13 protein-coding genes, 1 tRNA gene and 1 pseudogene are annotated in these 14,258 nt (G+C 61.1%); 11 read left to right on the forward strand and 4 right to left on the reverse strand.

The genetic code is table 11. The features are described 5' to 3' along the window. The 8 genes from B1790_RS31525 to B1790_RS31560 all read left to right on the forward strand — a co-directional run. Positions 1-243 (forward strand): hypothetical protein (locus tag B1790_RS31525; RefSeq protein ID WP_233165408.1); only part of this gene is annotated, 243 nt, incomplete at its 5' end. Between the two features lies 1 nt (position 244). After that, a complete protein-coding gene (locus B1790_RS31530) occupies positions 245-1,732 on the forward strand; it encodes a sodium:solute symporter (protein WP_079927223.1) in 1,488 nt (495 codons plus the stop codon). Further along, the gene (locus B1790_RS31535; RefSeq protein ID WP_079927224.1) at positions 1,729-2,838 is read left to right on the forward strand and encodes a class II histone deacetylase; all 1,110 of its coding nucleotides are present in this window, start codon (positions 1,729-1,731) and stop codon (positions 2,836-2,838) included. Before B1790_RS31530 ends, B1790_RS31535 begins: the two co-directional genes overlap by 4 nt. 32 nt (positions 2,839-2,870) lie before the next feature. Then, positions 2,871-3,833 (forward strand): D-2-hydroxyacid dehydrogenase family protein, encoded by a 963-nt coding sequence (locus tag B1790_RS31540; RefSeq protein WP_233165409.1) that lies wholly within the window; start codon positions 2,871-2,873, stop codon positions 3,831-3,833. A gap of 325 nt (positions 3,834-4,158) precedes the next feature. Continuing rightward, complete coding sequence (locus tag B1790_RS31545; RefSeq protein WP_158083904.1) at positions 4,159-5,391, forward strand: DUF262 domain-containing protein; 1,233 nt, start codon at positions 4,159-4,161, stop codon at positions 5,389-5,391. A gap of 2 nt (positions 5,392-5,393) precedes the next feature. Then, entirely contained in the window at positions 5,394-6,023 is a 630-nt protein-coding gene (locus B1790_RS34495; protein ID WP_142271617.1) for a hypothetical protein, read from the forward strand. A gap of 541 nt (positions 6,024-6,564) precedes the next feature. Further along, positions 6,565-6,780 (forward strand): hypothetical protein, encoded by a 216-nt coding sequence (locus tag B1790_RS31555; protein WP_142271618.1) that lies wholly within the window; start codon positions 6,565-6,567, stop codon positions 6,778-6,780. Between the two features lie 96 nt (positions 6,781-6,876). Next, a complete protein-coding gene (locus tag B1790_RS31560) occupies positions 6,877-7,761 on the forward strand; it encodes a hypothetical protein (RefSeq protein ID WP_079927228.1) in 885 nt (294 codons plus the stop codon). A 187-nt stretch (positions 7,762-7,948) separates the two neighbouring features. Here the strand turns inward: B1790_RS31560 and B1790_RS35510 are convergent, their stop codons facing one another. Then, positions 7,949-8,092, reverse strand: a complete 144-nt coding sequence (locus B1790_RS35510) for a hypothetical protein (RefSeq protein WP_233165410.1) — start codon at positions 8,090-8,092, stop codon at positions 7,949-7,951. 610 nt (positions 8,093-8,702) lie between these two features. Here B1790_RS35510 and B1790_RS35960 point away from each other — a divergent pair. Both B1790_RS35960 and B1790_RS31575 read left to right on the forward strand, forming a co-directional pair. Next, positions 8,703-9,099 (forward strand): annotated as a pseudogene (locus B1790_RS35960) (tyrosine-type recombinase/integrase). A 20-nt stretch (positions 9,100-9,119) separates the two neighbouring features. Then, positions 9,120-9,196, forward strand: a tRNA-Leu gene (locus B1790_RS31575). A gap of 545 nt (positions 9,197-9,741) precedes the next feature. On the opposite strand, the gene B1790_RS31580 is transcribed toward B1790_RS31575, so the two are convergent. Further along, a complete protein-coding gene (locus B1790_RS31580) occupies positions 9,742-10,842 on the reverse strand; it encodes a hypothetical protein (protein ID WP_198952173.1) in 1,101 nt (366 codons plus the stop codon). Between the two features lie 395 nt (positions 10,843-11,237). On the opposite strand from B1790_RS31580, the gene B1790_RS31585 reads away from it, so the two are divergent. Next, positions 11,238-12,191, forward strand: a complete 954-nt coding sequence (locus tag B1790_RS31585; RefSeq protein ID WP_079927229.1) for a hypothetical protein — start codon at positions 11,238-11,240, stop codon at positions 12,189-12,191. A gap of 66 nt (positions 12,192-12,257) precedes the next feature. On the opposite strand, the gene B1790_RS31590 is transcribed toward B1790_RS31585, so the two are convergent. After that, complete coding sequence (locus B1790_RS31590; RefSeq protein WP_079927230.1) at positions 12,258-12,854, reverse strand: recombinase family protein; 597 nt, start codon at positions 12,852-12,854, stop codon at positions 12,258-12,260. Between the two features lie 206 nt (positions 12,855-13,060). Then, positions 13,061-13,801: a hypothetical protein gene (locus B1790_RS31595; RefSeq protein ID WP_079927231.1), complete on the reverse strand. Its 741-nt coding sequence runs from the start codon at positions 13,799-13,801 to the stop codon at positions 13,061-13,063. Positions 13,802-14,258 lie beyond the last annotated feature (457 nt).

Raw genomic sequence — 14,258 nt, forward strand, 5'->3', positions numbered from 1 at the left:
TGCCGGAACGTTCCGGCAAGAATGGAGACGCCGATGGCCACGCCGGTCCCACGCCCACCGAAGACCCGGGCCGCGCGCATCGTGCTCGCGATCGCCGTCCTGAACTTCGTGATCCTGCTGTTCCCGCCGCTGACGTGGATCGTCGGCCAGGGCGGGGTCTGGTTCTTCCTCGTCACCGGCGTCCTCGGGGTGCTCTCGCTGCTGGTCATGTACCGGGTCGACGCCTCCGCAGAGGAGGACTGACGTGAACATCCTCATCGGTTACGGCGGCGTCGCGGTCTTCCTGGTCGTGCTGTTCGTGGTGCTGCAGCGCACCAAGGGCAGCGCCGACTTCAGCGAATACGCCACCGCGGGGCGGTCTTTCGGGCCGGTGTTCTCGGCCATGGCGTTCGTCAACACCTGGCTGCCCGGCACCATCTTCATCGCCTTCGCCGGCTATGCCGCCAGCGCGGGTGCGATCGGCTTCTACTTCGTCGCGTACTCGATCCTCGCCGTCGTGCTGATGTTCCTGTTGGCCAGGCCCGTGCACGAGTGGGGGCGCCGGTTCGACCTGCGCACCCAGGCCGACCTGCTGGGGCTGCGCTACGGGTGCACCAAGGTACGGGTGATCGCCGCCGTCATCGGAACCATCGCGTCGTTTCCGTGGGTCGTGCTCGGAATGCAGTCCCTGACACTGGTTTTCGAATACCTGTCCTTCGGCACGGTGTCTGCGGCGTGGGCCGTGCTGATCGGCATCGGCGTCCTCGTCGCCCGGCAGTGGTGGACCGTGCGCCTCGGTGCCCGTGGCCTCGTCATCAGCGACTTCGTCCAGGGCGTCGTCGCCTACCTCTTCGGCACGGTGCTGATCCTCGGCCTGCTCACCTGGCTGCTCACCAACGGGCACGGTTTCGGTGACGTGGAGCCCGGGTTCTTCACCCTGCCGGGGCCGGGCAGCGTCGACGGTCCGTTCTACCTGTTCTCGTTGATCGCCACCGGGGCGCTCGGCGGCTGGTGCTGGCCGGACATCTTCGTGCGGCTGTTCGCCTCCAACAGCACCAAGTCCATCAAGCGGGCCGCGGTGATGGCCACCCCGCTGCTGGTGATCTTCGGGTCGTCACTGTGCTTGTTGGCCATGGCCGCATCCACGCTGCCCGGTGTCGCCGACGCGCCCGACGAGGTGTGGTTCCTGACCGCGTCGGTGGGCGGGCCGCTCGTTCTGACGTTGGCGGGGGTGTGCGTGCTGGCGGCGACGATGGGCAACGTGGGTGCCAACCTGCAGGCCCTCGGCGCCCAGATCGCCAACGACGTCGTGGGCGTCGCCCGCGGCACCCGAGTCGAGGATCCCCGCTGGGGCAAGGTCTCGGTCGGGGTGCTGACGCTGCTGGCCGGTGCCGTCGCGGTCGCGACGACCAACGTGTTGTCCTCGGGCATGGTGGCTTTGGCGCAGGTGTCCTACCAGGGCATCGTGCAGCTGGCGCCGACGGTGTTCCTCGGCATCTTCTGGCGGCGGGGCAACGCCACGGCGGCCTGCGCGGCGATGGTGCTCGGCTTCGCGGCCGCCTGTGTGCTGCAGCTGCTGTTCCCCATCGCGATTCCCGTGCTCGGCGGCATGACGTCCGGGGTGGCCGCGCTGGCGGTCAACTTCGCCGTGTACGTCGCGGTGTCCTACCTCAAACCCTCCAGCGACGACGAAAAGCGGCGCGTCGACGAGCTTTTCGACTCGCTGCACACACCAGAACGGATCACGCGATGACGGCAACACGGCGCACGGGCTACGTCTGGCACGAGCGATATGCCTGGCATGACACCGGCACGCACATCGGCGTCTTCCCGGCTGGCGGTTTCAACCAGCCGCACATGACGTTCGAGAGCGCGGAGTCGAAGTCGAGAATGGCTGGGCTGGTCGAGGTTTCGGGCATGATCGACGAGCTGATCCGGGTGAAGCCCCGGTTGGCGTCCCGGGACGATCTGCTCCGCGTGCACGACGCCGCACACGTCGACCGCATCGAACGTGAGAGCGTCGACCGCGGCGGCGACGGGGGAGACGGCTTCACCCCCTTCGGGCGAGGGTCCTACGACATCGCCCGGTTGGCCGCCGGTGGCACTATGGCCGCCGCGGAAGCGGTGCTCACCGGCGCAGCCGACAACGCCTACGCCCTGGTGCGCCCGCCGGGCCATCACGCCCGCCGCGACATGGGCATGGGCTACTGCCTGTTCTCCAACGTCTGTGTCGCAATCGAATACGTGCGCGCCGCGTTTGGGGTGCAGCGGGTGGCGATCGTCGACTACGACGTGCACCACGGCAACGGCGCCGAGTCGATCTACGCCGACGACGCCGACGTCCTCACGATCTCGCTGCACCAAGACCGGCTGTTCCCGCAGGACACCGGTAGCGTCACCGAGACCGGCGCCCAGGGCACCAACATCAACGTGCCCCTGCCTGCGGGTTCGGGCAACGGCGCCTACCGCGCGGCGATCGAACGCGTCGCGGTCCCGGCCGTCACCGCGTTTCGGCCCGACATCGTCTTCGTCTCCAGCGGCTTCGATCCCAGCCCCGTCGACCCGCTGGGCTGCATGACCGTCACCTCCGGCGGCTTCAAGGACATGGCCGCCCTTCTGGTCGACCTGGCCGAGGACGTCTGCGGCGGGAAGATCGTGTTCTCGCACGAGGGTGGGTATTCGCCTGTGCACGTGCCGTTTTGCGGGCTGGCGGTGCTCGAGGCCCTCTCCGGGCACGAGACGGGGGTGCCGGATCCCTTCGGACAGAGCTTCGACGCCTCGCCCGCCCACATCCTGCAGCCGTGGCAGGACGCGGTGATCGCGCAGGCGGCGCTGATCGCCGACGCGCTGCGGTTGTAGCGGCGGCGGCCGCGCGGGCATATCGTCGCGTGGTGAGCACCCCCGAAACGACGCGGATCCAGATCGCCGTCCTCGACGACTACCAGAACGTCGCGCTGAGCTCGGCGGACTGGACGCCGGTCACCACGCGCGCGGACGTGACAGCGTTCTCCGACCACGTGTCCGACGACGACGAGCTGGTCGCGCGGCTCGAGCCGTTCGACGCGGTGTTCGTGATGCGCGAGCGAACGCCGTTGCCGCGCAGCGTCCTCGAGCGCCTGCCCCGGCTGCGGATGATCGCGTCCACGGGTCCGGGGAACGCGTCGATCGACATGGCGGCGGCCGAGGAGCTCGGGATCCACGTCAGCGGCACCGGCGGCAGCGTCTCCTCGACGGTGGAACTCACCTGGGCGCTGATCCTGGCGTCGGCGCGTCACCTGGTCGCCGAGAGCCGGTCGATCGCCGATGGCGGGTGGCAGACCACGGTCGGACTCGAGCTGGACCGCAAGGTGCTCGGGGTGCTCGGCCTCGGGCGGATCGGGACGCGGATCGCCCGCATCGGGGCGGCGTTCGGCATGGACGTCGTGGCGTGGAGCCAGAACCTCACTCCCGAGGCCGCCGCAGAGGCGGGTGCGCGGTACCTGCCGCGGGAGGAGTTCTTCGCGACCGCCGACGTGTTGACCGTCCACCTCAAGCTGAGCGAACGGTCCAAGAGCCTGATCGGCGACCCGGAGTTGGCCGCAATGAAACCGACTGCGCTGCTGGTCAATACGTCCCGCGGTCCGATCGTCGACGAGGCCGCGTTGATCGCCGCCCTGGAGTCGGGCGCCATCGCCGGGGCGGGTCTGGACGTCTTCGACACCGAGCCACTGCCCGCGGGTCATCCGCTGCGCACGATGGCCAACGTCACGGCCACGCCGCACATCGGCTACGTGGCAGACCGGGCGTACGGGATCTTCTTCCGTGATGGTGTCGCGGCGATTTCGGAGTGGCTCGACGGACGCGGTGCCGGGTGAATGGACGCTCGTAGGTCGTCGGAGGGCCGACGAGGCGAATTCAGGCGCAGCGGTACAAGGAGGATTCGATCGAAAACCTGCGCCGCGTTGTTCTCGAGCTAGCTTCAGCAAGTCGATCATTTGAGGTTCGCCAAGCAGCAATCGAGCGTGTAAGCGACGCCACGTAGATAGCCGCCTCTAACGGCCACAACCGATAATTACGCTGTGCGTGGTGGAATCGCTAGCGAACGGTAGGGCCCGTATCGCCCAATACTTGAGATACTGCTTCTAGTACTCTGTAGGTTATATGCGACCTTGGATTCGGCAAGTTGGGGGAGACCAACCAGTGACTCAAAACGTGGAGGACACCGGCGAGGTCGCCGATCTCGACAGCGTGTCCCTCGTACCCGATCAAGGCGAGGATGATGGCGACCTTGATGAACCGGCAGCAGGCTTTCAGGCTGCAGTCAGCAGCAAAGACTGGACCGTCGAAACGCTTGTTTCACAAATGCGGAAGGGGCGCATAAACCTCGATCCTTCCTTTCAGCGTCGAAATGCCTGGCTCGCAAATCGGAAGAGTAAGTTATTAGAATCGATAATGCTTGGGTTTCCAATTCCACAGATCGTTCTGGCGGAAGAAAAGGACTCACCTGGCCGCTACATTGTTCTCGATGGTAAGCAACGATTGCTGGCTCTCCGCCAGTTCTTTGTGGAGTCAGATGATGAGCGTGACCGTGAATTCGAGGCTCTTAAACTGACAGGTCTCGAAGTCTTGCCAGAGTTGAACGGATTTGATTTAGATGCGCTGAGGAAAGAGCGTGACGATCTGGTCGGTCTGACCGAGAATCACAGCATACGAACTGTCGTCCTGTCGAAGTGGAATTCCGAGCGCCTGTTACTTTCGCTTTTCCTTCGGCTTAACACAGGGAGCGTCGCTCTATCGCCGCAGGAGCTTCGGCAGGCTCTTATCCATGGTGATTTCATGACGTGGCTCGACCACGTGTCGGGCGACTCTCTGCCAATGCGAGAGTTGCTTAATAACACCCATCCGGACCGAAGAATGGTCGACGCTGAACTGCTGCTAAGGCACTTTGCGTTTGTTGGATCGCCGCTGCGCTACGCAGGAAATCTAAAGGCGTTTCTCGACGACACATCGAGATATTTCAACGACAACTGGGACGCGCAGCAGCAGATTGTGCAGCGGTATCTCACCGACTTCGAATCTGCACTCACCGTCGGCATCCAGACGATGGGCGCGGAGGCATTTGCAAGAAAATGGACCCCGGCGCAGGGTGAAAAAAAGGGTCGCTTCGAACGAGCCCTAAACCGAGCAGTCTTCGACTTCCAGGTTTACTCCCTCAATTTCGAAGCCGTCCGTGATTCTTTTGCCGATAACGCTGACGAAGTGGTCGATGCTTTCAAGACCGCATGCAGTTCTGACGAAACTTTCGTGAGGTCTATCTCCGCGACGACCAAAACTGCCGATGCATTTATTGTTCGACACAAGAAATGGCAAGCAATAATTCATCAGGTTACCGGTATTGCCTATCCATTGCCGGCTCCCCTTGAGCGAGACTAAAATTGGAGCTCCAAGACCAGTTGCATCATTTAGACGGTGCACTTCTAGGTAGCGTTCAGACCAAATTTCCGGATTCGTTTACCGAAGCCGAAAAGGCGCAGTTAAATGCATACATTGTACTTGCGCATGCGGTACTAGAGGAGCATCTTGAGTCGGTATTTCTGGCACATTACGACAGATTGGTTGCTCACCTGTCAAAGCCGACAGTGCCGATCGAGTGTGTTCGACTTGTATTCGCCGTCGCTGAGCCAATACAGACGACGAGCGGGACTTCGTATCAACGGTTGAACATAGTCGAAGTGGTGCGAGCGCTAGGTCGAAAGCACCTAGAAGCGAAAATCGCCTCCAACAATGGTCTCAAATTGGCCAATGTTCAGACTTTGGCAAAATGCGTCGGCCTGCACTGGCCAGCGTTCGATGATGCTCTCTCCTCTGAGCTGGCTGATCTAACTACTCTAGGAGTTAAACGTGGTAGTGCAGGTCATCTATCGCCCTACACGGAAAAAGTGACCAGCATCGAAGATAGTGTGGGTATAGATGATGTCCGACTTTGGGTGGAAGCGGCGAGGATCGCGGTGATAAACGTCGAAAGATATTTAAAGAGCATCGCGCCACCTGTAGAGTCGGCTTAAACTTCTGCATGCAACACGCCCAATCGCGTTGGTTGCGGCTTTATGAACTTGTTAGGGTGTCAGATAGAGTGGGGTTTAGTTGCACCCCTGTAGGTTGCTTTTCGGAAGTCTTGTTGAATATGTGCGGTCTGGATTTTCGCCTGGCGATAAGCCGCCGGATCCGGTCCCGAATGCAAAAGGTGTGTAGATCTCGTAGGTGAGCGCGGGGACGAGGCGCTTTGAGTAGAGGCAGCACGGCACGAACGCTTGGTCGGCTGAAAGGCTAAAGCAAGTCGACGGGCGCGACAATTCGAGTGACGCAGTACCGAGTCGAGGTTGTCGATACTTGGGAACGGACGGGACTCGATCAGGCGCTGGAGCATGTCCGCGCCGATGCGGCGAAGAGGCGGGCGAGTTACCTCGCCGGCCTGCAAACGGTCGCCGAGCAGATGAGGGAACGGGGCGAGAACCGGTACGGGTTACCCATACGAGTCGTCGAGGTGTCAAGAGTCGTTGCCTCTTCGAATCCGACTGCGGAGACCGCGATGTCGGAGACTGCAGCGTGCTCCAGCCGCTCGATGCCGTCGACATCATGATCGAGAACGACGAGGCAGTGCACGCGTCGCTAGTACGCGTGAAGGAGCAGGCTCGGCTCAAGCAGCTGGATCGCCCAGCACTCCGTGCCGACCAACTGCGACTGATGAAAAGCCAGACTGGCGGGGCGGACCTCAGTCGGGGCTTCGCCACACAGCGCAGCACCAAACGCTACCGTCTGTAGCCGGGAGCAAAGCGGCGTGCTCCTTAGCGTGTTGCCGCCACTATTCTGCGGAGAATTGTACTGTGATGACCTTTCTGGAACTCTGGAGAAGAAGAGATGTACGTACAGCCTGAGTTTCGCGATTCTGTGTGCTTCATCTACGCCAGAATCAAAGAGCAGGAGAAGCCGGTCGGCACAGCGTTCTTCGTTTCAATGCCCATCGGCACCACCGGGCACGAAACTGTGATGCTAGTGACGGCTCTGCATGTCATCTCAAACATCCAGCTTAAAAGTGACGACCAGCAGGTACGCCTACGTGTCAATACAAAAGATGGTGGCTTTCGGTTCGTAGAAATTAATGCGGCCCACTGGCATAGGCCCGATCAAGTAGATGAGATCCTCGACATCGCTTTCTTTCCCTGGCTCCACGTAATGGATTCGGAATTTGATGTCCGCTCGATTCCAATCGGGTTTGCAGCGACAAGAGACGTTATGGATGCGGACCAGTTGGGCGTTGGAAACGAGGTCGCGTTTGCAGGGCTCTTTGTTAACCACCACGGAAAGTTGCGCAACGAACCGATAGTCAGGTTTGGGAACATTGCGGCCATGCCTGCTGAGCCGGTCGCATTCCGGTCGACGGAAATAGAAGCATACCTAGTTGAGTCGAGATCGGTCGGGGGGCTTAGCGGATCGCCTGTGTGGGTCGACTCTGGCATCTGGCGGAACGTCGACGGAGTATTGCTACGTCGAGAGGGCGGCAGCACAGCCGGGTACTTGTTAGGCATCATGAACGGCCACTGGGATGCTCGGATCGACGCAACGGCAATGGACGATGCTCCGCCGGTCGAGTTCGTAAATATGGGGATCGCTGTGGTCACTCCCGTAGACAAGCTGATCGGCTTGATCATGTCGGTTTTGGGGAAGTACCTCGACGACGCAGCCAAGCAGCTCGATGGTATTGACGGAAGCGCTGCTGTTGCGTTTGGATATCCGCTGCCGTAGAGACTTGGAAATCTTGTGTACCCCTCGCAGGTAGCAAGCTGCGTCGTCGGTGCTTTACAGGTCGACATGGTGGTCCCGATCGACGCACGCTGCGGCGCAACGCAAACCGTGTTCGGCGTGGTAGGCGTGTACCGCGCACTCGCTCCAGCAGATCAACTCGCCGTCGGCGTTGACCCCGAGGTCCTTCTCATGTGGGCATCTCCAGCGGCGCCGCCACCTCCGCGTCGGTTGCGTTCTCCCGCTGTGAGATCCACCGCAGCACCTCGTCGCGCCGATGCACGACGGGGCGGCCAAGGCGAAGCCCGCAGATCCGATATCCGAATGCCGCCAATACCAAAGCGTTTCGGGGGGGCGCCGGTCATGTCTGAGACTTCTTTCGCCCCTATCAGTTCCATCAGATTCCTCCTGAATCAAGGTTGGTTTCGACTGAGTCAACAATGACGATGGACATGTCGGCGCGTCCACCGCCACAGGGCGCATTGACCGCAAAGTCGTGTGATTCTGCCGCCACAGATCGGCCGTGATCGTGGGGGCGTAGAACGACGGCGTACTAGGCGGATGAATGTCACGGATTGCTGCGGTATGTCCCGATTCGCGATCACCCGGAATGATCGGGCGCATATAGACGACGGCTGGCATAAGCGCGTCAAGGAGTTAGACGGCACGATGGGCGCCGAGCGATCTGCGTTTTGGCAACCGACCGGCAAGGTTGGCGAAGAACGTCGCAATCGAGATCAAGTGGGACGAAGATCTTCCCGAACAACGAGCGCGAGGGACGCTAGTTGCTACGCCGACTGTTACCGCGAGCCAAGGCAGCGGACCGATTCGAGACGCTGACGCTGGTGCTGGGCTGCTGCGGCCTGCGGTTCGGCGAGGCTGTCGCGCTGAGGCGCCGGCACGTGGGGGACCGGGTGTTGACGGTGAGTTCGTCCACAACTGCGATCGCCAGTAAGGGCATTGTGGAGTTGACAGCCAAGACGAAGCGGGATCGGCACCTGCCAGTGTCCGAACCCGCGTGGGAGCGGCTTCAGTCCGACATGCCCACCGACTCGAACGGCTGGCATCCGACAATGGGTGCGACGACGTCGGGATCGAGAGGTTGGTGGCCCACGGGCTAAGGCAAGCCACGGCTCGTTGACGGCGCTCAGCGCCGGCGATCACGTCAAGGTCGTGCAGAGACTGCTGGGGCACGCGACCGCCGCGATGACGCTCGACCGATACGGCCATCTCCTCGACGACGATTTGAGCGGTGTGGCCGATTCGTTGGGCAAGGCCATCGACAGTACTGCAGTCTCACTGCTGTTTTCGCGCCGTGAGAACGAGGCCAAAACCGGCTGAAGTACCCTCTGATCTGCAATGCCCCCATAGCCCAATTGGCAGAGGCAGCGGACTTAAAATCCGCACAGTGTCGGTTCGAGTCCGACTGGGGGCACCACCTCGGTGCAGGTGGAAGCGCTTCGACGGGTGCCGGTCAGCCCTCCGATCCGGTCTCGATGTCATGAGTTGACCCAACACGACCTAGCTCTCCGCAGCGCTCTTCAGCGCTTCGTCTTGGCTGTGTGCGTAAACCGGCAGCGCGTGAACGCCGCGCTGGCGTGGCCCAGCCAGGCCGCGATGCGGCGATCGGGACCTGGCGCAGATGCGTCAGCGTCGGGCACAAAAATGTCGTGCTCGTGCAGTCGTACCAAGTTTGATGTTGAGAGCGTCGAGCATCTTGCCGAACGTCGGCACGGCTACGCGTATCACCAGTGACATTCACACCCTGCTGCAGGGATCCGGACGATGGGTACGCCTACGACCAAGCAGGGGCGCGCCGATCAGCACCGACGGGGTGGCAAGACCCCTCCACCGGTTGGCAGTATTTAAAAACTTGTCCCTAGCAGGCGATACAAGCAGCTTTGCGTTGGTGACCGCTGATCAGTGAAGAGACATGTGCACACCGCGTGTTTACATCGCCGCACCCGAGGCGTGGCGCATGGACTACGACGGCCCCGAGCGGGCGATCACCCCGTCGGTCAATTCGATAGTCGCCAAGTACCACCAAAAAACCCAGTCCAGAAATACGGGGTCGTAATCCGACTTCTGGCGCTGATCTTGATGCCGTATTGCGAACTTGTTGGCAATCTCGAACAGCGCCCCCTCATCTCCGCTGTATAGGACCCCCTTCAAGAGCGCCCGACGCTCCTCGAGCACCAGCCCTAGCACCATGACCGCCGAACGCTTGTCATGTTCGGTCGCGTCACGGCGACGAAAGAGTGCGACCGCATGTCCGATCCGGCCTGCAAGGTCATCGGGCCGCTCGGCCATCCTTTGGAGGAGGTCGGTTCGTGCATCGTCCGTTGCCTTTACTAGCCGTCCCTCGTCTTCGCCTTCGCTTGCAAGCCGTAGCCCCAAGTCGCTTCGGTCCAGCAGTCTGTTGACCTGCCATCGGTAAAGGCGCCGTCCTGTCTCTCGCGAAAACTCGCTGTAGTGCCAACCGCACTGAGAGTAGTTGTGGATCGAGCCATTTCGAGGACGCGCTATTAGGTCGTGCAACACCTCGACAACATCGAGGAACACATCACGATCTTCTGCCAGCTTCAATGGATCAAGCGGCCACATTGACTCGCGCCCGGTCCGCTCATAGATCACGAAACTCGGGCTAGTTGTCGATGGGTCGTCGACACAGTCCTTTTCGAAGGCCTCTTCGAAGTAGCCCCGCCCATCGAGTGCGTTCACGATGTTAACGAAGTACCGGGCGACCGCCTCGAGCGTTAACGCCTGTCGCCCTGCCGATGCTCCAGCCCGCCGCTCGGACCAGTACGGTCGGCGCAGGAAAGCGTCAGGGAACTGGTCCAGCCTCCGGAGTATTGATGCCAGGAACTTGCGTTGCCCAGTCGGCGCATTGACAAGCTTGCCGAAGCCATCATCCGGAACCGACGCGAACTCCTGAGCGGGAACGCTGGTGCTGAACGCATCGCGGAGTAGGAGGTCCACTTTGACAGCCCAGTCTTTTTGAGACTCGGAGTTAACGAGAACGCTGAGTTCATCGCGGACTAGGTCGCGAGGCCATGCCAGCTCGTAATCCCCACCGTTAGCCATCGAAGCTATCGTGCCAGCGGCTTGCCGACGACCGCACCCCATCTATGTAATGCAGTCTCCTGACTTTCCAGACGAACTGGGCTTTTGCGGACGTTGAGTGCCTTGGCTTCGTTAACAACCACCAGGTCATGCGGTTGGCGGGGGTCGGCCGATCACTTGGCCGCGTTCACGTGAAGGGTCGAACTGAGGGGTGCAGAGCTTCTTCGTGCATGGCGCCTCGCATCGTCGGCCCGTGACCGGAACGTCGGTTGAAGTCAGCCTGAGCAGGCCTTCCTCTGCACATCCCAAATGCGCCCCCGAGACGAACTGCGACCGCGATCGGACCGAAGACGAGTGCCCGGCGTCATCGGCGTGTCCGTTCCCCCAGACACAACGGCCCCCTTAGCGTCGTTCGCATGGGCGGAGTACGAGAGACGCTGGGCGAATACAGCAAGACACGCCAAGTGGCCTTCGGCGCTTCGATGATCATCGGCGCCGCCTTCTTCTGCACCGGAGTCATCGGCGACTGGCGGGGTTGGTGGAACGGTCTCGGGTTTGTGCCTAATGCGATCACGTCTCTCGCAGGATTTTTCTTCGGCGTGCCGATTGCTCTCGTCCTACTCAGTACTTTGACCGATGAGCGCGAGGAAAGATCCCAACTCAACAAACTGCGTGGTCTATCCGATGCAGCCTGGCAGGATTTTTCCGACCGTGTCCATGAGTTCTGCACCCAAGGCCGCATCGACGCACTTCGACTTGCTGGCGGCGACCTGGCCAACAGGTGGCAATCAATGAGCGCCTTGCTGCAATCGTGTTGGGAGTTCGATCCCATTCCACAATTCAAGCTGGGTCTAGAACTCGCGCCCGTCGCAACGGAGATCGAAGCCCTCGTCGTGAGTTTCCGGAGGTCTTTTGACGATCGCGCGAAAGACCTACAGATCAAGTGGGTTGGGCTGCAACGAAGTTGGGCGGTCTTGGACTCCTACGTCAAGATCCAAAGATTCGAGCGGCGACAGAGCTGGCTTTCCCCTGACATCGATTCCAGTATCCAAGACTGGCTTCGGGGGGACGCTCATCCGATGACGGAATTTCTGTCACAGCATCTATCGACGGGAGCTCTGAGCGGCGTAAGTCTGCAGATGGAGCAGGTACCGGAGCTTCTGAGATCGCTTGAGAGCCAAACGTTCGAAGAGCGGATCTCGTTCATCAACACGTCCAATTCTCCCATCTACAAGCTCGTCGCCTCCTCGTATTCTGCGCAAGCGTTCGCGGCGGCTGAGGTACTGCGACGGCTGCGCGACTCCGTGGAGGCCGCTGAAAAGGGTCAAGGTTGGCCTCATCGACGCGGCGAGGTAGGCCAGAAAAATTAGGCGCGCCAACTTTGACAGCCCCACCGCGCGAACCCGACAGATGAGACGGTGCGGCGCGCAACCGTCTCACTCAACGTCCTCGGTCAGCGCACGGTAAACGGTGGCCCTGCTTACGCCGAGGGTTGACGCGATGGTGGTGGCCGCCTCACCACTGTCATGCATGCGCCGGGCTAGGGCAACCCTCTCGTCGGTCAGTGCCTTTGGGCGACCGATGGACTGACCGCGCGCTCTACGCGCATCCCGCGAAGCCGTTCGCCGTTCCTTACCCAGCTCCAACTCAAGCTCGGCAAGGCTGGCGAGAACACCGGCCACCATGCGCCCCGCAGCATTCGACGTGTCAATACCCTCGCGCAGCGACCGCAAGACGATCCCACGCTCGCCAAGGTTGCGAATCGTGGTCATCACCTCGGCGGCGTTTCTGCCCAGGCGGTCGATGCCAACCACCACTATGGCGTCACCCTCGCGGGCGTAGTCCAGTAGCGCGGCAAGGCCGGGCCGCTGCTCACGTGTCGAGCTGCCCGAAAGCTTGTCGGTATACACACGCTGTGCATCCACGCCCACTGCAGTCAAGGCGTCGAGCTGCTGATCCAGGGACTGATGAGCGGTGCTCACTCGCGCGTATCCGAGCTGGGTGCCCGTGACCGTCAAAGCTGAGAGTGTCATGCACTTGATTTTGTCTCAGAAGTCTCAGAAGAACAACTTATGCAAGGATAGTTCTGAGTCATCTTCTGAGACATCTTGACCTGAGGAATATTGAGCTGGCTGCAATGAGCTTCACGCTGTCGTTCCAAATCCTTAGCTTTGAGACTGACCATGAGGACGGATGGTCGCAATCTCTTGATTGCATTAGGACTGGTTGAAACAGGAACTCAGGCGGGTGCTGTTCTCCGCACCCAACCGATACAGTCCCGCACCGCGTTGCTTGACTCACTGTCTTGTATCGCAAAGTCTGCGAGTACCTTCGTCGCGGCACCGCCACTGCGAATGAACGCAGCCACCGGGACATTCGATTGCCGCGCCAGTCTCGCCTCCTCGATGGTGCGGCCACCGATTTGCCCCCCGATGACGATCAGAACAGTAGGAGGGCGAACAAGTAACGACCCCAGAAAGCCCACTGGGTCCTCATGTCGCAAGGAGCCGTGAACCATCAACGCTCTCGCCCCGCCGTGCAGATTCGACACCCTTCGGTACGTGTTACACAGCTCATACAGGACATCACTCTCACCCACGACGACAGTGATGTTGGCCTTTGCAAGCTCGGACCCCAGCAGCCGAGCCACCTGACCGGCGAACTTCTTCTCCTGGTCGCTCGTCGAATCGTCGCCATACGACCCCGCAACCCATACCGCGCGCGATGGCACCTCTGCTGGGTCTGTTCCGGTGTCTCGGTACAGACTGCTTTTCGTGGTCAGCGTCAGGGACCGCACGAAACTGATGCAGTTAAGCGACCTTTCACGGACAACACGCCAAGTGTTCGTCAGCTGTCTCCGCAGTGCAGGTACTGCCAGCAGGACGATCCCCCCCAGGACTGACGTGGCGATGCCGAAACCCCACTTGTTCGTGTCGATCCAGTGAAGTATCTCCAGGGGTACTTGACACCAGTCGTCCATAGCGGCCGATGCTAGTGACCAACAGGAGGCGGACTACCGACGACACACGGTGGTCTGGCTAAACTTTCGTGCTGCAGTGCGCTACGGAAGCGTCATTTACCTGAGGCCCAGTTCCCGCAACAACTCAAGTTCCTTCGCGAACGGGCATTCCCGACGGTATCGGGCCTTCCGTCGCCGCTTGTAGGGCCGGATCAGTGCATCTATCGCCTCGCCTGCTCGATGTCGACGGTAGTGGGTCGTGCACCACCCCCGCGTATGCGCCCGACGCTCGCAGCCCTCCTGCTTGCAGACCATCGCTTGCCCTTCCCGGTTCGCCGGCTGGGGGTATCCCCTCGGTCACTTCGCCTGACACCTTCTGCGAGTCAGCCCCCCTCTCCCCGGGAGTTTCCGTCGCTCCATGCAATTGAGACGAACCCGAATAGACCACCCACCGGGCTCTGATGGCGCTCGCTGAAAT

Source organism: Mycobacterium sp. AT1, from assembly GCF_002043095.1.
Classification (GTDB): Bacteria; Actinomycetota; Actinomycetes; order Mycobacteriales; family Mycobacteriaceae; genus Mycobacterium.

What these genes read in the sequence shown, in the direction of transcription:
- B1790_RS31590 (WP_079927230.1), bottom strand. Translation starts at nt 12,854, where the DNA reads ATGACACTCTCAGCTTTGACGGTCACGGGCACCCAGCTCGGATACGCG.
- B1790_RS31580 (WP_198952173.1), bottom strand. Translation starts at nt 10,842, where the DNA reads ATGGCTAACGGTGGGGATTACGAGCTGGCATGGCCTCGCGACCTAGTC.
- B1790_RS31535 (WP_079927224.1), top strand. Translation starts at nt 1,729, where the DNA reads ATGACGGCAACACGGCGCACGGGCTACGTCTGGCACGAGCGATATGCC.
- B1790_RS31585 (WP_079927229.1), top strand. Translation starts at nt 11,238, where the DNA reads ATGGGCGGAGTACGAGAGACGCTGGGCGAATACAGCAAGACACGCCAA.
- B1790_RS31595 (WP_079927231.1), bottom strand. Translation starts at nt 13,801, where the DNA reads ATGGACGACTGGTGTCAAGTACCCCTGGAGATACTTCACTGGATCGAC.
- B1790_RS31560 (WP_079927228.1), top strand. Translation starts at nt 6,877, where the DNA reads ATGTACGTACAGCCTGAGTTTCGCGATTCTGTGTGCTTCATCTACGCC.